Source organism: Paraurantiacibacter namhicola, from assembly GCF_001687545.1.
GTDB classification, from domain to species: Bacteria; Pseudomonadota; Alphaproteobacteria; order Sphingomonadales; family Sphingomonadaceae; genus Paraurantiacibacter; species Paraurantiacibacter namhicola.
The window spans coordinates 44,396-67,154 of record NZ_CP016545.1; the positions used below are offsets into that span (position 1 = coordinate 44,396).

Consider the following 22,759-nt stretch of genomic DNA (forward strand, 5'->3'; position numbering starts at 1 on the left):
TCCGTGGTCAGCACCTGCGGGAGGTATCAGAAGCGGAAGCTGACCTCGGCACCAAATGTGCGGCCCTTGCGCAGCGCCCCGAAGAACGCGCGCGGGAAGCTGGTATCTGCATTCGTGCCGCCCGGGATGCCGGTGGTGCCGATGCCGTGGCGCAGGTCGAACCAGCGCGTGGCCAGCGGGATCGTGTCCTCATTCGTCAGGTTACGCCCGAATACGGCCACCTCGATCTGCCCGAACTGCGCGCCGACTCGGCCGTTCAGCAGGTACGTCTTGCCGGTTTCGGCGAGGTTGTGGACCTGCACGAACTTGGACGCTTCATAACTGCCGTTGAAGTTCACGAAGAACTCGTTCCCGTCGCCGAAGGGCTGGCGGAAATCGATCGCCGCATTGGCCTGCCAGGGCGAGCCGAGCGGCAGGCGGTTGCCTTCGATGGAACACAGTGGAGCTTCGGCAGCGGTCGGGTTCTCCGCATCGGAAATCCGCAGGCCGCCGGAGTTCAGCGTATACTGGAAATCGTCGCAGCCGCTGGTGAAGCGCGCATCGTTGTAGGCAACGCCTGCATTCAGCGTGAGCGAGCGGACCGGGCGGAAGGAAATTTCCGCCTCGAAGCCCTTCACCTCGGCATTACCCTGGTTGGTGGCAACGGAGGTCAGCGCGCCGCCGCCGACCGGCAGGGCCGTGGTCAGCTGCACATTGTCGATCTCGTTATAGAAGGCTGCGACGTTGAACTGTGCGCGGCCATCCAGGAAGGTCTGCTTCAGGCCAATTTCCCCGCCGCGCAGCGTTTCCGATGCGTAAGTGGGGCGGCCGATCCCGGCACCGGCCGAGGCGTTGGTGCCGCCCGGCTTGTTGCCTTCGGTGTAGATCGCATAAAGCAGCGTATCGGGCGTGGGCTGCCAGTCCACCGTCACGCGCGGCACGAAGTCCGTGATCCGGTCGCCGGCATAGAAGGTGCTGCCGGTTGCCGAATATTCGGTCCGCGTCTTGCGTTCGGAAAGCAGGCGCCCTTCGATCCCGACGGTGATGGTGTCCGATGCATCGAACTCCACCCGGCCGTACATCGAGAAATTGTCGATCGTTTCCTTGTAGCTGCCCGGTCCGCCGAACGGCACGCCGTCAGGTGCGTTGGAGAAATCGACCTCGCGGTCCTCCAGCGTGAACTCGTACAGATAGGCACCGGCCAGCACGCGCACCGGATTGTATTCCGGGGACGACACGCGCACTTCCGCGCTCCAGTCTTCCGCGCGGCTGCGGTGGGTGTTGGCAAAGGCCGGTTCGGTCACCGCCGGATTGGGCGGGGGGCCGAAGCGCGTGGCGAAATAGACGAAAGCATCCGAGTGATCGGAGTCCGTACCGGTGCGCGCCAGTTCGTTACGATATCCGAACAGGCCGGACACGGTCCATCCGGTGTCCAGCAGGCCGATGTCGATGACCGAGGAGGCATACCAGCGCGAGCGGTAATAGCCGTCAATCGCGGTCCCATCGAGCGTAGCCGTGCCAACAGGCGCATTGGCCGAGGGCCGGAAGGGAACCGAGGTCGGTTCATTGTTCAGCGCGATCGGGCCCGGGCGAATGACACCGCAGTAATACTGATTGTCATTCGTCGAGGTGCGCGTCACCGGCCAGTAGGGGAAGATGAAGCTCGCCCCGCGGAAGGCGGCGCTGCGGAAGCCGGGCTTGCAATTGTTCGCATCGGCGCCCTGCAGGAAGAGGGCCGGCGTGCCGTCATCCTGCTCCTCGTAGGAGATGCGCGTGCGCCAGGACACGTCATCGGACGGCGTGACATACAGCGTTGCCGCGATATTCGTGCTTTCTTCCTGACCCACCAGATTGCCGGTCAGCGTGTTGCGATACTGGCCACCATATTCGTAATAGCGCCCGTCAAGCCGCACGGCGAAGACATCCTCGACGATCGGGATGTCGATGCTGGCGGAAACCATCCGCTCGTCATATTCCGCGACCCGGCCGCGCACGACGCCCGAGAAACGGTTGCCAGGCGTCTTGGTGATGAAGTTGATAGCACCGGAATAGGTGTTGCGTCCGTACAGCGCGGACTGCGAACCCTTCACGATTTCCACGCGCTCCAGCGCATCGAAGTTCAGGCTCTGCACGTCGCCGCGGAACAGCACGCCGTCGATGAAGATGGCGACGCCGGATTCCACACCGAACTGCACACCGGCCAGCACGTTGCCGAGGCCGCGGATCACGGGGCGGTCCGTGTCGCGCCCAAAGGCGGAGCTGAAGGACAGGCCTGGCGTCTGCGCGCCGATGTCGGAGATATCGGTCAGGCCGCGATTGTTCAGCGTTTCCGAGTCGAAAGCGGTGACAGCGACCGGCGCGTCATTGATGGATTCGTCGGTCCGGCGGGCGGTAACCACGATCTCGTTGAGGCCGAACTCGCTTTCGGCTTCTGTGGTCTCGTCCTGCGGAAGCGGCGCGCCGCCGGCCTGTGCGAATGCAGTTGCCGGGGTCAGCAGAGTCGCGACCAGCAGTGCACTACGGAACATCCGTTTCATAAATTTCCTCCCTCATACGCCGGTCCCTTATCCGGCCCTGACACGGCAAGTTCATATGTCCGGACAAATTTGTCCAGACAAATTTTACAAGCATGCCGGATGGGGCGGGAAAAAGCCGCACTTATGATGCATCAAGGCCACATCTTGGTGTTGCCGAGGAAGGCAGTGAGCAGCAGCAGGACATAAACGATCCACACCCAGATGCGCGTCTCGTTCATGGTGCGCAGCAGCGGGATCTCCGTCTTGTCGCTCGATCCTTCCTCCAGCACTGCGGCGAGCTGCGCGCCCACCGGCTTGAAGGTCACATCGATCATGATGGCGGCCACGAAGATCAGTCCGAACAGCACGGCCTTCCAGGCCAGCCAGTTCGGCGCCAGCGGTGCATCGACAAGCAGGCTCTGCACGCCCAGCCACAGGTAGAAGATGCCCACCAGCCACCGCAGCCAGCCTTCGATCCTGCGATTGCGCGCGGCCCGCGGCGTCTGGTCGTGGCGGTGGGAATCCCACACCAGCCACAGCCATACCAGCCCCACGACCCATGCGCCCACCAGCAGCGGCAGCGGGACGTCCCACCAGTTCCCGGCATCCACCACGCTGAGCGATAACGGGACCATCAGGGCCCATGCGCTGCGCGGCACCATGTCGAGTTCCACCAGCAGTTTCAGCAGGACGATGCGCTGGTCCAGCGTGTAGGTCTTGCGGCGCCTGAAGTGCTGGCCGAGCAGGAAAACCCCGACATCCGCACCCAGCCACAGCACGAATAGCAGCAGGTGGGCATAAACTAGCAAGCTGTAGGCGGTGAGCATCGCGAATTCGCTCCTTGAAACAATCTTGCGCAGGTGGCGCGCCGGACCTGCCGGCACATGCGGCGGCAGGGGCTTCGTTTAATCGAAACATTGACAAAAGCAAATTTGTCCGGACAACTTAGGGGACGCTACCATTCCAAGGAGCCCCGACATGATCTTTCCTATTGCCCGCATCCGCACCTCGCGCCTCACGCTTGCGGCGGCCATGCTCGCAGCCACGGCGCTGCCATCGGCAGCCCATGCCCAGGACCAGGACGGCGATCCGGCAGAGGCAGAGGAAACGCAGGGCGGGCTTGGCGAGATCATCGTGACGGCCCAGCGGCGCGAGGAAAGCGTGCAGGACGTGCCCATCGCGATCAGCGCCTTCAACGATGACGAACTGGCCCGCCGCGGCGTGACCAACGCGCTGGAAGTGGCGCAATATGTCCCCAATTTGGTGGGCCTGAACAACACGGGCCTTGGCTCCGCGAATGCCTATTACCTGCGCGGTCTCGGCAATACCGAAACAATCCCGACCTTCGACCCGCCGGTGGGCACCTATGTCGACGACATCTATCTCAGCCGCCAGAACGCCAACAACCTCAGCCTGTTCGATGTCGAGCGTATCGAGGTGCTGCGCGGCCCGCAGGGCACGCTGTTCGGGCGCAACACCACCGGCGGCGCCGTAAACGTTTTCCTGCGCGATCCGGAGTTCGGCTTCGGCGGCTATGCGGAGGCCGGCTTTGGCAGTTACGACATGAAGATGGCGCGCGCATCCGTGGATGTGCCGATCGGCAATTCCTTTGCCGCCAAGGTGTCGGGGTACTGGCAGGTCGATGACGGCTACGTGCTAAACACCACCACCGGCGAGCGAATGAACGAAAGCGATGGCTGGGGCATTCGCCTTGGCCTGCTGGCAGACCTTACCGACAGCGTGACGTGGAAGGGCAGTTACATCCACACCTTCACGGAAAGCGCCAACGTCCTCAATTTCGATTGCGACCCGGCCAATCCCACCAATTGCGACGGCCGCTTCAGCACTACCGGCTATCGCCGCACCAGCGATTTTGGCGGACTCTTGACCGGTAACAAGAACGATTACGGGCTGGGCAATGCCACGAAGATGGATTTCCTCGCCTCCAATTTCGAAATCGGCCTGGGCGACAATTTCGCGCTCAACGTCATCACAGGCTATGTCGTCACGAAGCAGGATTACGCGCTGGACTTCGCTGATGGCCGCGGCCTGCCTTCCGTCACAACGCCGCGTCCCGGCGTGATCGGATACACTTTCGGCGGCTTCACCATCGCCAACGAGGGCGAGTTCAAGCAGTTCAGCCAGGAGCTGAAGTTCACCGGCAGCGTGGCCGACGGGCTCGTCGACCTGGTCGGTGGCTTCTATTACTTCAAAGAAGACAATTTCAGCGATTTCGGGGACATCTTCTCGCTACCCTTCGGCCCGCTGCCGACCGGCCTGCCGCTGGTGCTGGCGGACCGCACGCTGGAAAACGAGACCGAAGCCTATGCCGGTTACCTGCAGGCGGACGTCAACCTGACCGACCAGATCACGCTGACCGCCGGCATCCGCTATACCGACGAGACCAAGACCTTCTCGATCAGCGACAACCGCGCATCATGTAATGACGGGACGGTGGAGGCGACCTGCCTCTCCAACGTCAACCTGACGGCGGGCAATGGCCGGGCCATCCCACGCGAGCAGCAGGTCAAGATCTGGACCCCGCGCTTCGCCATCAATTACGCGCCGAGCAGCGACCTGCTGTTTTTCGCCAGCGCAACACGCGGCTTCAAGTCCGGCGGCTGGAACGCCCGCGGCACGGCGGCGGGCGAGCTGCTGCCCTTCGATCCGGAAAAGGCCTGGAGCTACGAAGCGGGCTTCAAGTCGGAGCTGTTCGATAATCGCCTGCGTGTGAACGTCACCGGCTTCTGGCTCGACGTGTCGGACCTGCAGACGCCTTCGGCCTTTACGCGCCTCAATGGCTCCATCGCCTTCATCACCCGCAATTTCGCGGATTACCAGAACAAGGGCGTGGAGATCGAACTCAACGCCGCGCCGGTCGACGGGCTGAACCTGTTTGCCGCGGTCGGATACCAGGACGACGAATACAAGTTCGACTCCTCCGATCCGCAATTCGATGCCTTTAACGTGGAATCCGTCCTGTCACAGCAGACGCGGTGCCGCGCGCAGCTGGCGGCCGGGCTGATCCCGGGCGGCGGCACGGCGGAGGCCACGGCCTGCGGCGTGGGCATCGTGGCGCCGAATGGCGAGATCTCCACCCCGGTCCGAACGCCGGACTGGACGCTGGCGCTGGGCGGCAGCTATCGCTTCGAAATGGCAAACGGCCTGTCGCTGACCCCGGCGGTCAACGCCAGCTGGCGCGACGATAGCGAGACCGGCACCTCGCAGGTGACGCTGTACGACCAGCCTGTCACCAGCTCGACCATGACGACATTCGCCGCCAATCCCTTCGGCAATGGCAACATCATCACCGGCTCCTTCAGCGAGGCGCGGTGGATCGTGAACGGCACGCTGACGCTGGGAAGCGACGATGGCTGGTCGATTGCTGCAGAATGCCGCAACTGCCTGGACCAGGAAGCAACGGAATCGACGCTGGCCAATTACACTTACCTCAACCCGCCCCGCACCTGGGCGGTTCGCGGCCGCTTCGAATTTTGACGAAGCGGGCCTTCCCGGCCGCCCTGGCCGCCGCGCTGATCGCATCGCTTGCGCTGCCCGCTGCTTCGGGCGCGCAGGCTGATGCACCGCGCGACGAGCTGCTGGAACGGCGCTGGGAAAGCCTGATCGCAGGCGGGTACGAGCCGCTGACGATACCCGTGGACTGGTACGATCCTCTGGCGCTGGTGAAGGGCGCACCTGCCCCCTTCGCCGTCCCCGCTGCCGACCAGTCCACCATTGCCCCCACAGCGCTGGCCGCCGCTGCGGCATGGGCCGAGGCGCAGAATTCCACCGCGCTGATCGTGGCGGTGGACGGCACGCCGGTGTTCGAGCGTTACTGGCAGGGCAGCGGGCGCGACACGCGCTTCAACCCGCAGAGCATGTCCAAGACGGTCACCGCCCTGCTGGTCGGCACGGCCATCGCACGCGGCGAGATCGCCTCGGTCGACCAGCCGGTGGAGACATGGCTGACCGAATGGCGCGGGCAGCCGCGCGGGCGCATTACCCTGCGCCAGATGCTGCACATGGCATCGGGGCTGGAGCAGGGCGATGCGGGCATGGGCTATGCCATCAGCCTGGACAATCCCGTGGTTCGGCACTCGCTGGGCAGCGACAACAATGCCCTGCCACTCTCGCTCCAGCCGGTCGGCCCGGCTGGAGAGCGGTTCGATTACAACAACCAGGTCAACCAGCTGCTGGGCATCATCCTGAAGCGCGCGAGCGGGCAGGATTACGAAACACTGCTGAGCGAGCGGATCTGGCAGAAGCTGGGCCTGGCCGACGCCGCCGTCCCGCTCGACCGGCCGGGCGGCAATGCCGTCACCTCCTGCTGCATCCTCTCGCGCCCGATCGACTGGCTGCGCATCGGCGGCCTGTTCCTGAATGACGGGATGCATGACGGCGAGCCTATCGTGCCAGCCGGATGGATCGCGGCGATGACTGCCCCCTCCCCCGCCTATCGCGGCTACGGCTTCCAGGTCTGGAGCGGCAACCAGTCCATCGGTGGAGAGCGCCCGCCGGGCGTCCCGCTGGTGCCCTGGCAATCGGAAGCCTTCGTCGATCCCGCCACCGTGATCCTGCACGGGCATGGCGGCCAGCGCGTCTATATCGTCCCATCGCGCCGCCTCGTTATCGTGCGCGCCGCGCGGCAGTGGCCCGATGCGTGGGACGATGCGCTCTTGCCCAACCTTCTTGCCAGAGGCACCCTGACACCATGACCGACACCAAAGCCGCCAGCCCCGCACCATCCGAGCCAGAGCGCGAGCGCGGCGAGTTCTCGGCAGGCTGGAAAGTCCTGCTGGCGGGCCTGCTGGGCGTGATGTGCGGCGCCTCGCCAATCCCTTACAACATCATCGGCTTTACCGCCGAGCCGCTGGCAGCCGAGTTCGGGTGGAGCCAGACGCAGATCGTGCTGCCGATTACCATTTTCGGCGTGATCGCATCGCTGCTGGCCCCGGTCTTCGGCGGGCTGGCGGACCGCTTCGGCGTGCGTCCCGTTGCGCTGTGGTCGCTGTTCGCCTTTGCCGCCTCCTTCGCGGCCATCGCGCTGACCCCGCGCGGCGAGGGGGAGACGGTGATTATCATCTATTACGCGCTGTGGATCGTCGTCGGCCTGGTCGGCATCGGATCGACGCCGGTCACCTGGAGCCGGGCGATCAACCTCTGGTTCTTCAAAAACCGCGGGCTGGCTTTGGGCATATTGCTGCTGGGGACCAGCCTTGCCGCGATGATCGTGCCGCAGGTCGCGGTGCGCGCCATCGATGCCTATGGCTGGCGGGCGATGTTCGCCGTGGTCGCGCTGTTCCCGGTCGCGGCGCTGGTGGTTGGATACTTCCTGTTTCGCGAACCGCGCCCGGAAGAGCGGCCCGCCGCCATCACATCGGCCAGCGGATCGCTGACGGGCGTCTCGCTCTCCGCGGCGCTGCGCGATTACCGGTTCTACCTGATCTGGCTGTCCATCGCCTTCATCGCGCTGAGCTTCGGCGGAGCCTTCATCAACATGCCGCGCATTCTCAGCCTGAAGGGACTGGATGCCGGCACAGCGGCCACGATCATGGGCATTCTTGGCATGGGCATCTTTGCCGGGCGGATCATCACCGGCTTCCTGCTGGACCGGTTCTGGCAAGGTTTCGTGGCCTTCCCGCTGCTCTGCCTGCCGGCCATTTCCTGCATCATCCTGATTGGCGGGGACAGCGTCAGCTTCGCGCTGGCGGCGACCGCGGGCTTCCTGCTGGGCTTTGCCGCCGGGGCGGAGAGCGACCTCATCGCTTACCTCACGGGCCGCTATTTCGGCATGGCGCATTACGGCAAGGTCTATGGCATGCTGTACATGCCCTTCGGCCTGATGTCGGCCGCCTCCCCCATCGTCTATGCGCAGGTCTTCGACCGGACGGGCAGCTTCGACGGGGCGCTGGAATGGGCGCTGTTCGGCTTCGTGATCGGCGGCGGCCTGCTGCTGTTCCTAGGCAAATATCCCGGCAGCTTCCCCGATGCCGGACCCGAACCCTCGCGCGCTGTCGCCGGGGCCGCATGATGGCGAGCGTGGCGGACCGTACCCTCGCCGGCACACTGGCGCAGAGCGGCGCGGAGGTGCTGAGCGATCCGGCCACCCTCGATTATTATGCGCATGACATCTATTCGCGCGGGGCGGACCTTGCCGCCGTTGTGCGCCCGGCAGACAAGCACCAGCTGGCCGCCGCCATAAAGGCTGCGACCGATGCCGGGCATGCCGTTGTCCCGCGCGGCGGGGGCATGAGCTATACCGGCGGATATACCCAGACGGCCGAGAACGCCGTCCTGTTCGACCTTTCGCGCATGGACCGCGTATTGGAAGTGGATGCGGACAGCATGTTCGTGCGGGTGGAGGCGGGCTGCACCTGGGCGCAGCTGCACGCCCACCTGGCGCCGCTGGGCCTGCGCACGCCGATGTGGGGCACGCTGTCCGGGCTGAAGGCCACAATCGGCGGGGGGATGAGCCAGAATTCCATCTTCTGGGGCACGACGCGCCACGGGACGGCGGTGGAAAGCTGCCGTGCGCTGACGGTAGCGCTGGCCGATGGCAGCCTGCTGGACGTGGGCACGGATTTCGCGCGGCCTTACGGGCCGGACATGCTGGGGCTTTTCCTGGCCGATACCGGCGCGCTGGGCATCAAGGCGGAAGTGACGCTGCGGCTGATCCGCGAGGCACCCGCCAATGCCTATGCCAGCTTTGCCTTCGATGACGAGGCTGCCCTGCTCGCTGCATCGAGCGAGATCGAACGCGCCGGGATCGCGGCGGAATGCTTCGCCTTCGATCCGCGCCTCAACGCCATCCGCATGAAGCGCGACAGCCTGGCCTCCGATGCCAAGCAGCTGGTCGGCATGATGAAGAAACAGGGCGGCGTGCTGAAGGGCCTGAAGGAAGGCGCGAGGGTGGCCCTGGCCGGGCGCAATTTCCTGAAGGATGCAAACTATTCGCTGCACGTGCTGGCCGAAGCGCGCACGCAAGCCGGAGCCGATGCGGATATCGCTGCGGCGCGGGACATCGTGAGCGAGGCCGGCGGGCGCGAGGTGGAAAACACCATCCCCAAGATCATCCGCGCGAACCCGTTCGGGCCGCTCAATTCCATCTTGGGTCCGGAAGGGGAACGCTGGGCCCCGATCCACGGCGTCCTGCCGCATGGCCGCGCCGAGGATTTCTGCACTGCGCTGTCCGACTATTTCGGCCAGCACGATGCGGCGATGCGCGAGCACGGCGTGCATTACGGCATCCTCTACGCAGTCATCGGCGGCGGCGGTATCCTCGTTGAGCCCTGCCTGTACTGGCCCGATGCCTCCAACCCGCTGATCGATGACACGATGGAAGCCGCGCACCGCGCCCGCGTGCCCGTGCTGGACAGCAATGCGCCCGCCTGGGAGCTGGTCCAGCGCCTGAAGCAGGGCATCGTGGACCTGTTCCACGAATATGGCGCGACGCATTTCCAGATCGGCCGCACCTATCGTTATCGCGACAGCCTGGACCCGCGCGCCGATGCGCTGCTGCTGGCTATCAAGCGCGAACTCGATCCGAAGAACTTGATGAATCCGGGTTCGCTCGGCATCCCGGGATGATCCGGACCGACCGGCGCATGAGCATGGCCGGGGCTGCAGCCGCATCCCTGATGACCATGGCTCCGCAAGGGCGGGCCCAAACGCAGGAGAGGCCCTTGGCCGAAACAGCAACTTACGCCGCCGTTGCCATGCAGCTCACCGCAAGGTCGCAGGAAGGCGCGGCGGACGAGGTAGCCGCCCGGGCCGCGATGCGCGAGCACATCGCCTCGCTGGAAGGCCCGATCCGCAGCGCGGGCATCTTCATCTCGCAATATAGCGGCCTTCCGGTGAAGCTGGCGGTGCTGCCGGAATACCTTTTCACATCCTATCCGGGGCGCATTTCCATTCCCGATTTCGCGCAGCGCGTGGGCTTTGCCGCCGACGGGCCGGAATATGCGGCGCTGGGGGAGCTGGCGGGCAAGCTGGGCATGTTCATCGCGGGCAATGCGTACGAGCAGGACGCGAATTTTCCGGGCTTCTATTTCCAGGCCAGCTTTTTGGTCGCGCCATCGGGCGATGTCGTGCTGCGCTATCGCCGCCTCCTTTCGATGTTCGCGCCCAGCCCGCACGATGTCTGGTCGCGTTATCTCGACCTCTATGGCCTCGACGGGGTGTTTCCCGTGGCGGACACGGAGATCGGGCGGATCGCCGCCATCGCATCTGAAGAGATCCTCTATCCCGAAATCGCCCGCGCCCTGGCCCTGCGCGGGGCGGAGGTTTTCGTGCATTCCTCCAGCGAGATCGGCAGCCCGCTCGACACACCGAAAGACATCGCCAAGCGCGCCCGCGCTTTCGAGAACATGGCTTATGTCGTCTCCGCCAATACGGCGGGCATAGCGGGTACGGTCATGCCGCTGAATTCCGCCGAGGGCAGCAGCCAAATCGTCGACTGGAAGGGGCAGGTCGTGGCTGAATCCAATGACGGGCAGACCTTCACCGCCTTCGCGCCGATCGATCTGGCCGCCCTGCGCGCCGCGCGCCGCCGCCCGGCCATGACGAACATGCTGGCCCGCCAGCGCCCTGCCCTGTTTGCCGAGGCCTATGCGGCGAGCGCCGAGGCATTCCACCGGCCCGATGGCATGATGGACGGCGGCGAGGCCCGCGTGCCGGATCGCGACTACTTCAAGCGCGCGCAGGAAACGGTCATCGCCCGGTTGGACGAGGCCGGCCTGATCTGATGCGCCACCGCACCGTCTCCGGCAAGATCCGCTACCTCTCGCTGAAACCGGGGCGCGAGGGGCAGGAGAGGGGCAGGGAGTGGTTCACCTTCACCCATCATGGCGATGGCTCGGTCATCATGCGCGCACGCTGCGAGATCGAGGATCCGGACCCGCCGCTGCTGCGCGACGTGGTGCTGCATATCGGCCCGGACCGCATGCCGCGGAACCTGCTGCTCCATCTGACGCTGGGGGACGAGTTCCTCGGCACCGGCTGGATGGCGCATGATCCGGATGCAGGCACGATCAGCTGCGAGAGCCACGGGCCTGCCATTGGCCGCAATTCGGAAAGCTGCGAGGCGGGCGAATTCGACGCCTTCGGCACGCATCCGGTTGTGGGCGACGGCTTCACCACGCGGCTGCTCGACACGGCAATGGGGCCGCACAAGCGGGCCTTGCGGTTCTTCGTTCCCTCGCCCGACCACCGCGGGGCCAGCGCGCCGCAGATCGCGCGGGTTGAGATGACGATGGAATATGTCGGCGAGGAAGAGCGGAAAGTTGCCGCCGGGACCTTCGCCTGCCGCCACTTCCGCTACGTCGACGATAGCGAGGACGGCATGGGCGGCACGCGCCATCCGGATTTCGACATCTGGGTGACGGCGGACGACGACGCCGTGCTCGTCTATGCCAGCATAGAGGGGTACATGATGAACGCTTACGAGCTGGTGGAGCTGAGCCGCTAGGCGCCTTCGCGATAGGCGTCGATCGTGGCGCATTGGCCGGTCTGCCGCATCAGCGCCTGCCGCCGCAGGAAGCGCAGCAGGCCTTCATCGCCCATCCGGCTGGGACCAAGCCCGCTGCCTTTGCGCGAATGGTTGGTCGCATCGCCCACCATGCTGGTGAGCGAGCCGTCCTGCAGGCTGATTGCGCCGGCATCCAGCTGCGCGCCGATCCCGGCGGCCTCCTCCAGCGAGCCTGCCAGTACGGCGGCAGACAGGCCATATTCGCCGGAATTTGCCAGCGCGATGGCCTCCCCGATGTCGTCGAACACGGTCACAGGCAGGACGGGCCCGAAAGTTTCTTCCTGCATCACGGCCATGTCCGGCGTCACATCGGCCAGCACGGTGGGCCGCAGATATTGCCCGCCGCCATGCTCTTCCACCTGCCCTCCGGCCAGCACGCGCGCGCCCTTGGCAGCGGCATCGCTGATCTGCGCCTGCACCTTGGCTGCCTGAGCGGGGAAGATGAAGGGGCCAAGGTGACCGTCCGCGTCCTGCCCCGTCACACGCACGCGCTCCGCTTCGGTAACCAGCGCGGCCATGAAAGGCTCGGCAATTTCGCGGGCGACATAGATGCGCTCGATGGACTGGCAGGCCTGGCCGGTGGCCACCACGCTGGAGCGCAGGGCCGTGCGCGCGGCCCATTCCGGTTCCGCACTGGCGGTGACGATCATCGGGTCCTTGCCGCCCAGCTCCAGATTTGCGGGGATCAGCGCGCGGGCAGCGGCTTCGGCCACCTTGCGGCCTGTGGCAGTGGAGCCGGTGAAACAGACGTAATCGATCGCGCCCACCAGCGCCTCGCCCACTTCCGGCCCGCCCATGACGTAAGCCAGCGGCAGCTCCGGAATGTCGGCCAGGATGGCGCGCATGGGCTCCACGAAGCGCGGCGTGACCTCGCTCGGCTTCACCAGCGCCGCGCAGCCAGCCATCAGCGCGGGCACGGCATCGACATGGCTTAGCAAGACCGGGAAGTTCCACGGCGCGATGGCCCCGAACAGGGGGAAGGCGGAGAAGCGCGGCGCAATCTCGATGCCGGGCGTCAGGGAAGGCGCGGCATCAGCCGGAAGCTGCGCAAACAGCTCCGGCCCGCGCGCGGCCCATTTGCGCAAAATGCGCCCCAGGCCCTCTACCTCGATCCGGGCGATGGTGCGGCGGCCCGTGTCCACCTCCAGCGCTGCAGCAACATCCTGCCCGCGCGCATCCATTGCATCGGCCAGCCGCAGCAGGACCTCGGCCCTGCCATCCGGCCCGCGTGCTTCCCATTCGGCCTGCATGGCTCGCAGCCGCGCGGCTGCCTCCGCTACGCTGGCGGGTGTGTCCTCGGCAAATTCGTAATCCTGCTTCCCGGTGCGCGGGTTGGTGGCTTTCATTGCTGCGAGGTCCAGTTCTCGGTGATGGCACTGCCGGATGCGAACCATGCCTCGGGCCGTGCCGCCAGGTCGGCCAGCAGGCTTTCGAGCGCTGCAATCCGGAACGGCTGGCCGATGATATAAGGCGTCAGCTCCATCGGCAGCAGGCGCGCGCTGCCCTGCGCGGCGGCCTCGCGTGACAGGAAGCCAAAGGCATCGCGCATCATCTCTCCCCATGCCTCGGCGGAATGCTGCTGGGCGGCGATGATCGTCCGGTCGGACAGTTCCGCGCTAAGCGGCAGGTCCACCACGCCATTGGCGAAGCGATAGGGCAGTTCGTCATTCACCCAGTCGCAGCAATATTCCAAGCCATGCTCGGCCAGCAGGTCCAGCGTGCGCCAGCTTTGCGAGCGGGCGATGGAGAGCCAGCCCTTCGGCATTTCGCCCGTGGCCGCTTCCAGCCGCCCGAGCGCATCCGCCACCAGCGCGCGCTCCGCCTCCTCACCAAGGCTGGAGTCGATCGTGCCGTTCATATCGGTCGAATGGGCGATGATCTCATGCCCGCCCTGCTGCACCGCCTCCACCAGTTTGGGATAGCGTTCCGCCACGGCGGCATTGACGGCAAAGCTGGCCGTGACCCCGGCCTTGGCAAAGGCATCCAGCATCCGCCACACCGCGACGCGGTTGCCGTAATCGCGCACGGTGTAGTGGCGGTAATCCGGATAGGGGGTCACCATGTGGCCCGGCGCTTTGAAGGGCCCGTCCGGCAGGATCGGAAACCACTCCAGCGTCACGCACAGGAAGACAGCGACGCTCTTGCCCTCCGGCCAGCGGACGGGCGGGCGCTGATGGATGGCGGACCATTCATACAGAGAATGATCGTATCCCTCGCGGCGGTGCGGATATTCCAGATAGGCCGGGTCCAGGCTCATTGCTGTGCCCTCCAGGCATCCACGATCTCGCCCGCCCGTGCCTTCCAGCAGCGGGGGTCTGCGGCGATGTGGCGCAGCGCCTCCTCGAAGGGGCCGATGCGGTGCGGCTGGCCGATCAGGTAAGCGTGCAGCGGGATGCACATGACCGTGCCGGACTGCTCGCCCTCCGCCGCCAGCCGCTCGAACTGGCGGACCAGGCAATCGGCATATTCGCGGCCCGACATGCCATAGACGTTGAAGCCGTAATGGTCGTTGACCTCCAGGCTGTAAGGGATGGAGGCAAGCCGTCCACTGGCCACCTTCACCTCCTGCACCTGGTCGTCGTGATAGAGGTCGCAGGTGTAATCGAGGCCATATTCGGCCAGCAGGTCCAGCGTTCGCGGCGTGTGCGTCAGCGCGGGCGCCAGCCAGCCGCGGATACGCTGGCCGGTGGCGCGCTCCACCGTTGCAATGGAGTCCTCGATGATGGCGCGTTCCTGCGCCTCGTCCATGCCGTAGGAATAGCGGGTGTTGTAAATGCCGTGGCTGAAAAACTCCCACCCGCGCGCTGCGCCGTCCGCCACCACATCGGGGTGGTGGTCGCACAGGGCGACGGAAAGGCTGACGCTGCCGGGAAAGCCGTGCCGCTCCATCGCGTCGGCCATGCGCCAGTGGCTGACGCGGTTGGAATGGTCGCGGTAGGAATAGCCCGTTACATCGGGATGCGGCCGCGCCCAGGCCTTGCGGTGCGGGTTGGCCGGCGGATCGATCTCGTAATATTCCAGATTAGGCGCGACCCATACGGCGCAGGTCTTGCCTTCAGGCCAGGCGATCTTCCTGCGGCCCCTGTATGGATGGTAGTCGTAGAGACCGGGATCGGGCGCGCCTTCCTGCATCGGCTCAGCGCGCCTCCAGCCAGTCCACCACCGCCTGCACCGGCTCCACATCGGCATATTTCAGCTGCAGGTCGGTGAGATTGGCGAAGTGATAGCTTTCGTGCTTGTCGGCGCAGGTCTCGATCGGGACAATCGCGCGGTAGCCGTGGCTCAGCGCATCCACTGCCGTCGCGCGTACGCAGCCGCTGGTGCTGCCGCCGGTCACCACCACCGTATCGACGCCGTGGAATGTCAGATAACTGGCCAGCGGCGTCTCGAAGAACGCGCTGGGCATGCGCTTGGTATAAGTCAGATCGCCTGCATCGATCTCGCAGCGCGGGTCGAACTGGTGACGCTCGCTGTCGTATTTGATGTTCTGCAGCGAGTCCTCGGTATCGGTGCGCGTGCCCCAGACCCCTGCGTCCTGCGCATTGTCCGCATAGGCAACCCGGCTCCAGATCACGGGCATGCCGCGTTCGCGTGCCAGCCGGCTGATCGTGTTGATATGCTCGATCTGCCGCGGGTCGGTCTCGTAAGCGGTCTTGAACAGGTCGGTGCGGGTATAGGCCTGCTGCACGTCCACGTTCACGATGGCGAGCTTGATGCCGAAACCGAACTTGCGGCGGGCGGGATTGGCCATGACCTCTTCAAACAGTTCGCGCGCGGTGCGATCATCGCGGACCATCTTCGTGCCGACCATTTCGCTCATGCCTGCCTCAACTTCCCGATTCCTCTTTGACAGGCGACAATAAGCACGCGTAGAAGCTTGTCGAGTGAAATTTGTCCGGACAAATTATCGGTGACGATCACCCGCCACATGCTCACCCTGCCCGGCAGCGGGCGCCGCGTCCATTACCGCGTGTGTGGCAGCGGGCCCGCCCTGCTTATGGTGCACCAGAGCCCCCGCTCCGGCGCGGAATATGAGGCGCTGATGCGCGAATGGGGCGCGCATTTCACCTGCATCGCGCCCGATACGCCCGGCTTCGGCCAGTCCGACCCCCTGCCGGGCGAGCCGGACATCGCCGATTTCGCCGATGGGCTGTCGCAATTCGTGGACGCGCTCGGCATTGCGCCCGTGGCGGCCTATGGCTTCCATTCGGGCGGGATCATCCTCGTCACGCTGCTGAAGCGCCATCCGCAGATGCTGCGGTGCCTGGCGGTCGGCGGCTATGCGATCTGGACGCCGGAGGAGATGGCGCTGTTCGGCACGAGCTACCTGCCCGAATGGCACCCGGCCCCCTATGGCGAGCACCTGACGTGGCTGTGGAACCGCATGCTGGAGCAGAGCTGGTTCTTCCCCTGGTTCGACACGCGCGAGGAAGCGCGCCTGTCCGTCGCCCATGCGGACCTGCCGCGCGTGCAGCAGGCGGTGATGGAGATGCTGGATTCCGGCAATGCCTACCGCGCCGGATATGGCGCCGTGCTGCGCGCCCCGCGCGACATCCCGGCGCCCGGCAGCCAGACGCCGCCCGTCCTGATCACAGCCTATGACGGCGATCCGTTGCAGGAGCACATCGACCGGCTGGGAGAGATGCCCGCCGGGTGGGAGGCGCGGAAGGTTGCGACGCCGGAGGACCACCGGGCGCAAAGCCTCGCCTTCCTGCTGGAGCATGCCAGTGGCCCGGATTGCCCGCGCCTGCCGGAAGATGCGGATGAGGGCTGGCTGGATATGGACGGCGCGCTGCTCCACTGGCGCGGCACGCCCGGCGCAGATCGCTTGGTGCTGCATGCGCCTGCTGCGGAGATGGCGCCGCCGCAGGAAGCTGCACTGGCCATCGACGTACCCGGGCACGGCCTGTCCGATCCTTGCCCGGACCCGGAAGCTGCCATCCACGCCGCTGCCGAAAGGCTGGGCGCGGGAAGGATCGACTGGCCCGAAGCGCCAATGGGCGACCCCGAGCGGCTCTATCCCGACATGACGCCCGATCGTTTCGGCACGCACCTGCTGCGCGCATGGGGCGCTGCCCGGGCGGAAGCCATTTTCGAGCCGTGGTACGAGGCGAATGCAGGCCATGCCCGCCCGCTCGACCCCGCCCTGCTCGAACCCGCCGCCATCGCGCCGCGCGCCCGTGCCCGCCTGCGGGCAGGTGACATGGCGGCTCGCTATCACCACATACTCTGCAACCGGAAGGACGATTTGTCATGACCGACATCCGTGAAGCCATGCCGCTGCTCGCACGCCACGAAGGCGTGTGGGATGGGACCTATTCCTATTTCAACGCGCAGAACGAGAAGATCGACGAGCATGCGAGCCGCCTGCTCTGCCGCTTCCCGGACGGTGGCGAGCATCCCTATTACCAGACGAACCACTACATCTGGCCCGATGGCCGGACGGAAATCCGCGAATTTCCCGCCGAATATCGCGACGGCCGCGTGTGGTGGGACAATGACCTCATCCAGGGCTGGGCCGCCGAAGTGCCGCTCGACGAGTTCAACCGCACCGTCATGCTATACTGGCAGCGCACCGGCGATCCCTCGCTTTACCTCTACGAACAGATCCAGATTTCCGACGAAGGCACGGACCGCTGCCGTACCTGGCACTGGATCCGCAACGGCAAGCTGGAAACGCGCACCGCGATCCAGGAAAAGCTGGTGACCAGGGACTGGCGAAGTGTCGACGAGGAAATGCAGGCCGCAGCCGCCGCGGGCGAGCAGGTGACCTTCGGCGGTGGCACCGGCTTCGGGGACTGACAGGCCGCATATGCCCAGCACCCTGTTCGACAAGATCTGGGACGCGCACCGCGTGGCGCAAACGCCATCGGGCGCGCAGCTGATCGCCATCGACAGGGTGTTCCTGCATGAACGCACCGGAGCTGCTGCGCTTGGCCGGATGGCCGAAATGGGACGCGAGGTGTTCGACCCCGCGCGCGTCTTTGCCGTCACCGATCACATCGTGGACACGCGGCCCGGCCGCACCGATGCGACGCCGATGCCGGGCGGCGAAGCTTTCATCACCCAGACGCGCGCCGCCTGCCGGGCAGCGGGCATAACCTTGTTCGACGTAGATGACCCGGCGCAGGGGATCGTCCACGTCATCTCGCCGGAACTCGGCATCGTGCTGCCCGGCTGCACGCTGGTCGCCCCGGACAGCCATACCTGCACGCAAGGGGCCTTCGGGGCGCTGGCATGGGGCATCGGGTCAAGCGAGGCAGAGCATGCCATGGTGACCGGCACGCTGCGCCTGCAGCGGCCCAGGACCATGCGCGTCAGCTTCGACGGCGCGCTGGCGCGGGGCGTCACGGCCAAGGACATGGCGCTGCACCTGATCGCCGCGCACGGGGCCAGCGGAGGGGCAGGTCACGCGGTGGAATTTGCCGGGGATGCAGTGCGCGCGCTCGACATGGAAGGGCGCATGACGCTGTGCAACATGGCCACCGAATTCGGCGCGATGGCGGGCTTCATCGCGCCCGATGCCAAGGCCTTCGACTGGCTGGCCGGTCGGCGCTTCGCCCCGGCTTCCTTCGATGGCCCATATTGGCAGGACCTGCGCAGCGACGAGGGCGCGCGCTTCGACCAAGAGATCCAAGTGGATGCCGCCACCATCGCCCCGATGGTCAGCTGGGGCACCTCGCCGGAGGAATCGCTCCCCGTGGATGGACAAGTCCCGCAAGGCTCTCAGCGCGTGCACGATTACATCGGTCTCGCTCCCGGCGCCCAACTCGCGGGGACGCCGGTGGATGCCGCCTTCATCGGCAGTTGCACCAACAGCCGGATCGCGGATCTGCGGCGCGCGGCGGATATCCTGCGCGGCAGGCGGATCGCGCCCTCCATCCGCAAGGCACTGGTCGTCCCCGGCTCCATGGCCGTGCGCCGCCAGGCGGAGGCGGAAGGACTGGACAAAGTCTTCACCGATGCAGGCTTCGAATGGCGCATGTCGGGCTGCTCCATGTGCTTTTATGCTGGCGGCGAGGGTTTTCCCGAAGGCAGCCGCGTGATCTCCAGCACCAACCGCAATTTTCCCGGCAGGCAGGGCCCCGGCATCCGCACGCATATCGCCTCGCCGGAAACCGTCGCCGCCAGCGCCATCGCAGGCGCGATCGCCGATCCGCGCGATTATGCGCCGGATGGCAGCACGCAGGCGGAGGAGGCGGCATGAGCGGTTTTCCGCAGCCGCTGGCGGGCCGCGCCGCGCCGCTGATGATCGACAATGTCGATACCGACACGATCATCCCCAGCCGCGAGATGAAGACAACCGGCAGGACCGGCCTGGCAGACGGCCTGTTTGCCCCGCTACGCTATACCGACGCGGACACGCGCACGGAAAACCCCGATTTCGTGCTCAACCAGCCCGAATATCGCCACGCCCAGATCATCGCCGCTGGCGCGAACTTCGGCAGCGGGTCGAGCCGCGAACACGCGGTCTGGGCGCTGGCCGAATGGGGCATCAGGGCCGTCATCGCCGTCGGCTTCGCGCCTATCTTCCACGCCAATTGCCTGCGCAACGGCATCCTTCCCATCACGCTGGAGCGCAGCGATGTGGCGGCGCTGGCCGGGCAGCAGGTGACCGTGGACCTTGCCGCGCAGGAGATACGGTCTGCCAGCAAAACGCACGCATTCGCCATCGATCCCGAAGCCAGGCTGATGCTGGCCAAAGGGCTCGATGCCATCGATCTCACCCTGGCACAGATGCCCGATATCCGCGCATGGGCGGCGGCAGACAGGCAGGCCCGCCCGTGGATCTATCCGGAGCATACCGCATGACACGCATACTGGTTTCCGAAGTCGGCCCGCGCGACGGCCTGCAGTCCATCAAGGCGATGATGTCGCTGGAGGACAAGAAGCGCTGGATCGCGGCGGAGGCGGCGGCCGGTGTGCCGGAAATCGAGGTCGGCAGCTTCGTGCCCCCCTCGCTGCTGCCGCAGATGGCGGACACGGCGGAGCTGGTCCGCTTCGCGCGCGGGATCGAGGGACTGAATGTCGTCGCGCTGGTGCCCAATGCCAAGGGCGCAAGCCGCGCGGTGGAGGCGGGCGTCCACGGCATGAGCCTGCCCTTCTCCATGAGCGAGACGCATTCGAAGAAAAACCTGCGCAAGGACCATCCGGAGATGATTGCCGAGATCGGCGAAGCGTCCCGCATCGCGCGCGGCGGCGGCGTGCATTTCGCGGTCGGCCTTGCAACCGCCTTCGGTTGCACGCTGGAAGGCGCGGTGAGCGAGGACCAGGTGGTCCGGCTGGCAGAGGCTGCTGCCAGCGCAGGCGCGCAGGAACTGGGCCTGTCCGACACCACCGGCTATGCCGACCCGGCACAGGTTCGGCGACTGGTGCGCCGCGTGAAGGCCGCCGTGGGCGATGACATGCTGACCACGCTGCATTTGCACAACACGCGCGGGCTGGGCCTCGCCAATGTCGTGGCGGGGCTGGAGGAAGGCATCACCACCTTCGATGCCTCGCTGGGCGGGCTGGGCGGATGCCCCTTCGCGCCCGGGGCCAGCGGCAATATCGTGACGGAGGATCTCGTCCTGATGCTCAATTCCATGGGCTTCGACACGGGGATAGACCTGCGCGCGCTGCTGAAGGTGCGCCAGATCCTGCGCGAGGCGCTGCCGGGCGAACCGCTTTACGGCTTCACGCCCGATGCCGGCCCCATGCTCGATTACGATGAAAGGACCGCCGCATGAGCGCGCCCACACCGCTGGCAGGTATCAGCGTGGTCGAATTCACACACATGGTGATGGGCCCCACGGTCGGGCACATCCTTGCCGGGCTGGGCGCGGATGTCGTGCGCGTGGAGCCTGTTGGGGGTGACCGGACACGCCGCCTCGTCGGCAGCGGAGCGGGATATTTCCCGATGTACAACCGCGGCAAGAAGTCGATCTGCCTCGACCTGAAGAGCGATGCGGGGCTCGCCGTGGCGAGGGACCTTGTCGCCAAGGCGGATATCCTGGTGGAGAATTTCCGGCCCGGCGCGCTCGACCGGCTGGGCCTCGATTACGAGAGCTGCGCGGCGGTCAATCCGGGGCTGGTCTATTGCTCCGAAAAAGGCTTCCTGCCCGGCCCCTACGAAAGCCGCACTGCGCTGGACGAAGTGGCGCAGATGATGGGCGGCCTTGCATACATGACCGGCCCGCCCGGCCGCCCCCTGCGCGCAGGGGCCAGCGTGGTCGATGTCACCGGCGGTCTGTTCGGCGTGATCGGCGTGCTGGCCGCGCTGGAGGAACGCCACCGCACCGGGCGCGGCCAGAAGGTGGTCGCCAGCCTGTTCGAGACGACCGCTTACCTGGTCGGGCAGCACATGGCGCAGTTCGCCGTCACCGGTTCGCCCGCCGCGCCCATGCCTGCGCGCGTTTCCGCCTGGGCGATCTACGATATGTTCGAGACGCAGGACGAGCCCGTCTTCATCGGCGTGGTGACAGACGCGCTGTGGGAGAAATTCTGCAAGCTGTTCGGCCTGCACGAATTATGGGCGGACGAAACGCTGCGCGAGAACAACGCCCGCGTCGCTGCGCGCGACCGGATCATGCCGCAAGTGCGCGATCTGATCGCCGGGATGACCCGCGCCGAAGTGATCGAGAACCTGGAAGGCACCGGCCTGCCCTTCGCACCGATCAACCGTCCGGAAGACCTGTTCGACGATCCGCAGCTGGCCGAAGGCGGGCTGGAGGATGTGACCCTGGCCGACGGGGCTGAGGTGCGCCTGCCCACCGTGCCGCTGGAAATGGGGGGCAAGCGCATCGGCGCTCCGCAGGCGCTGCCGAGACCGGGCGCAGACAGCCGCAGCGTGCTGGAAGGACTGGGCTATGACGCCGAAGAGATCGCGCGCCTGATGGCCAGCGGAGCCGTCGCCCAGGAAGACTGAGCGCCGCGGCGGCAGCTAGATGATGTAGCTCCACCCGTCATGGGTCTTCACCCGGCCGGTCACCATCCGGTCATGCAGGGTGACGATCTGCGCGCTGCCCGTCTTCACGCACAGGAATGGGAAGATGCCGTGCAGCAGGCAGGCGATGCCGCCTGCGATCATCCTGATGCCGAAGCCCGAAGCATGGACCAGGTGCTGCCCGTAAGTTTCGCCGACGGAGGCGGGATGGTCGGTAAAGATTTTCACGAAGTGGCCCTCATTCCCATATTTGCAGTGTGTATATGCGAAGCGCTGTGCGAATTGGTCCCAAATTTCTCGCGTATTTGCGAAATATGCGCTAATCCATCCCACCTATGAGCGATAAACTGCAAATCGATACCATGGACTGGGCCATCATGGCCGAATTGCAGCGCGATGCCTCGCAGACCGCGCAGGCCATCGGAGACAAGGTCGGCCTGTCCGCCAACCCCTGCTGGCGGCGCATCAAGCGGCTGGAGGATGCCGGCATCATCGCCCGCCGCGTGGCGCTGGTGGACCCTGCCAGCGTAGGCCTCGCCACCAGTGTCTTCGTCGCGATCCGCATCACGCGGCATGACAGCGAGTGGCTCGCCACGTTTGCCGCCGCCATCGACTCGCTGGACGAGGTGATGGAGTGCCACCGCATGGCGGGGGACATCGATTACATGCTGAAGTTGCGGGTGCGCGACATCGGTGATTACGACCGGATCTACCAGCGGCTGATCGCGCGCATACCCGGCCTGTCGGACGTGACCGCCATGTTCAGCATGGAGGAGATGAAATCGACCACGGCGCTGCCGCGCCCGAACTGAC

20 protein-coding genes are annotated in these 22,759 nt (G+C 65.9%); 13 read left to right on the top strand and 7 right to left on the bottom strand.

All coding sequences use genetic code 11. The features are described 5' to 3' along the window. Positions 1-26: 26 nt before the first annotated feature. A complete protein-coding gene (locus A6F65_RS00235) occupies positions 27-2,516 on the bottom strand; it encodes a TonB-dependent receptor (RefSeq protein ID WP_083989115.1) in 2,490 nt (829 codons plus the stop codon). Between the two features lie 131 nt (positions 2,517-2,647). After that, entirely contained in the window at positions 2,648-3,322 is a 675-nt protein-coding gene (locus A6F65_RS00240) for a hypothetical protein (RefSeq protein ID WP_067784444.1), read from the bottom strand. A gap of 151 nt (positions 3,323-3,473) precedes the next feature. Between A6F65_RS00240 and A6F65_RS00245 the strand changes: the two genes are divergently transcribed. From A6F65_RS00245 to A6F65_RS00270, 6 genes are all read left to right on the top strand, one after another. After that, positions 3,474-5,993 carry a TonB-dependent receptor gene (locus A6F65_RS00245; protein ID WP_067784447.1) on the top strand — a complete coding sequence of 840 codons (2,520 nt, stop codon included), beginning with the start codon at positions 3,474-3,476 and terminating at the stop codon, positions 5,991-5,993. Continuing rightward, a complete protein-coding gene (locus A6F65_RS00250; RefSeq protein WP_067784449.1) occupies positions 5,990-7,210 on the top strand; it encodes a serine hydrolase domain-containing protein in 1,221 nt (406 codons plus the stop codon). The genes A6F65_RS00245 and A6F65_RS00250 overlap by 4 nt, the downstream gene beginning before the upstream one ends. Next, positions 7,207-8,526, top strand: a complete 1,320-nt coding sequence (locus A6F65_RS00255; RefSeq protein WP_083989117.1) for an MFS transporter — start codon at positions 7,207-7,209, stop codon at positions 8,524-8,526. Before A6F65_RS00250 ends, A6F65_RS00255 begins: the two co-directional genes overlap by 4 nt. Beyond that, complete coding sequence (locus tag A6F65_RS00260; protein WP_237164918.1) at positions 8,526-10,082, top strand: FAD-binding oxidoreductase; 1,557 nt, start codon at positions 8,526-8,528, stop codon at positions 10,080-10,082. Before A6F65_RS00255 ends, A6F65_RS00260 begins: the two co-directional genes overlap by 1 nt. A gap of 95 nt (positions 10,083-10,177) precedes the next feature. Then, positions 10,178-11,239: a nitrilase-related carbon-nitrogen hydrolase gene (locus tag A6F65_RS00265; RefSeq protein WP_237164833.1), complete on the top strand. Its 1,062-nt coding sequence runs from the start codon at positions 10,178-10,180 to the stop codon at positions 11,237-11,239. Then, entirely contained in the window at positions 11,239-11,961 is a 723-nt protein-coding gene (locus A6F65_RS00270) for a DUF3108 domain-containing protein (protein ID WP_067784455.1), read from the top strand. Before A6F65_RS00265 ends, A6F65_RS00270 begins: the two co-directional genes overlap by 1 nt. Here A6F65_RS00270 and A6F65_RS00275 read toward each other — a convergent pair. From A6F65_RS00275 to A6F65_RS00290, 4 genes are read right to left on the bottom strand one after another with little or no spacing between them, the layout of a single operon-like run. Further along, the gene (locus A6F65_RS00275) at positions 11,958-13,367 is read right to left on the bottom strand and encodes an aldehyde dehydrogenase family protein (RefSeq protein WP_067784458.1); all 1,410 of its coding nucleotides are present in this window, start codon (positions 13,365-13,367) and stop codon (positions 11,958-11,960) included. The genes A6F65_RS00270 and A6F65_RS00275 overlap by 4 nt on opposite strands. Next, positions 13,364-14,278 carry a polysaccharide deacetylase family protein gene (locus tag A6F65_RS00280; RefSeq protein ID WP_067784461.1) on the bottom strand — a complete coding sequence of 305 codons (915 nt, stop codon included), beginning with the start codon at positions 14,276-14,278 and terminating at the stop codon, positions 13,364-13,366. Before A6F65_RS00280 ends, A6F65_RS00275 begins: the two co-directional genes overlap by 4 nt. Continuing rightward, entirely contained in the window at positions 14,275-15,153 is an 879-nt protein-coding gene (locus A6F65_RS00285; protein ID WP_067784464.1) for a polysaccharide deacetylase family protein, read from the bottom strand. The genes A6F65_RS00280 and A6F65_RS00285 overlap by 4 nt, the downstream gene beginning before the upstream one ends. Positions 15,154-15,157: 4 nt before the next feature. Beyond that, entirely contained in the window at positions 15,158-15,841 is a 684-nt protein-coding gene (locus A6F65_RS00290) for an isochorismatase family protein (protein ID WP_205631884.1), read from the bottom strand. 90 nt (positions 15,842-15,931) lie between these two features. Between A6F65_RS00290 and A6F65_RS00295 the strand changes: the two genes are divergently transcribed. The 6 genes from A6F65_RS00295 to A6F65_RS00320 are packed head-to-tail and all read left to right on the top strand — an operon-like array spanning position 15,932 to position 21,928. Next, positions 15,932-17,278, top strand: coding sequence for an alpha/beta fold hydrolase (locus A6F65_RS00295; protein WP_237164834.1), 1,347 nt, complete (start codon positions 15,932-15,934; stop codon positions 17,276-17,278). After that, positions 17,275-17,823 carry a DUF3598 domain-containing protein gene (locus tag A6F65_RS00300; protein ID WP_067784470.1) on the top strand — a complete coding sequence of 183 codons (549 nt, stop codon included), beginning with the start codon at positions 17,275-17,277 and terminating at the stop codon, positions 17,821-17,823. The genes A6F65_RS00295 and A6F65_RS00300 overlap by 4 nt, the downstream gene beginning before the upstream one ends. Before the next feature lie 10 nt (positions 17,824-17,833). Beyond that, positions 17,834-19,228, top strand: coding sequence for a 3-isopropylmalate dehydratase large subunit (locus tag A6F65_RS00305; RefSeq protein WP_067784473.1), 1,395 nt, complete (start codon positions 17,834-17,836; stop codon positions 19,226-19,228). Then, a complete protein-coding gene (leuD, locus tag A6F65_RS00310; protein ID WP_067784476.1) occupies positions 19,225-19,833 on the top strand; it encodes a 3-isopropylmalate dehydratase small subunit in 609 nt (202 codons plus the stop codon). Before A6F65_RS00305 ends, leuD begins: the two co-directional genes overlap by 4 nt. Beyond that, the gene (locus A6F65_RS00315; RefSeq protein WP_067784479.1) at positions 19,830-20,750 is read left to right on the top strand and encodes a hydroxymethylglutaryl-CoA lyase; all 921 of its coding nucleotides are present in this window, start codon (positions 19,830-19,832) and stop codon (positions 20,748-20,750) included. Before leuD ends, A6F65_RS00315 begins: the two co-directional genes overlap by 4 nt. Continuing rightward, positions 20,747-21,928 carry a CaiB/BaiF CoA transferase family protein gene (locus A6F65_RS00320; RefSeq protein ID WP_067784482.1) on the top strand — a complete coding sequence of 394 codons (1,182 nt, stop codon included), beginning with the start codon at positions 20,747-20,749 and terminating at the stop codon, positions 21,926-21,928. The genes A6F65_RS00315 and A6F65_RS00320 overlap by 4 nt, the downstream gene beginning before the upstream one ends. Positions 21,929-21,943: 15 nt before the next feature. Here A6F65_RS00320 and A6F65_RS00325 read toward each other — a convergent pair whose 3' ends face one another. Then, the gene (locus A6F65_RS00325) at positions 21,944-22,174 is read right to left on the bottom strand and encodes a DUF6356 family protein (protein WP_067789595.1); all 231 of its coding nucleotides are present in this window, start codon (positions 22,172-22,174) and stop codon (positions 21,944-21,946) included. Between the two features lie 107 nt (positions 22,175-22,281). Here A6F65_RS00325 and A6F65_RS00330 point away from each other — a divergent pair, with 107 nt between their 5' ends. Then, positions 22,282-22,758 (top strand): Lrp/AsnC family transcriptional regulator, encoded by a 477-nt coding sequence (locus tag A6F65_RS00330; RefSeq protein ID WP_157092996.1) that lies wholly within the window; start codon positions 22,282-22,284, stop codon positions 22,756-22,758. Position 22,759: the final 1 nt, after the last annotated feature.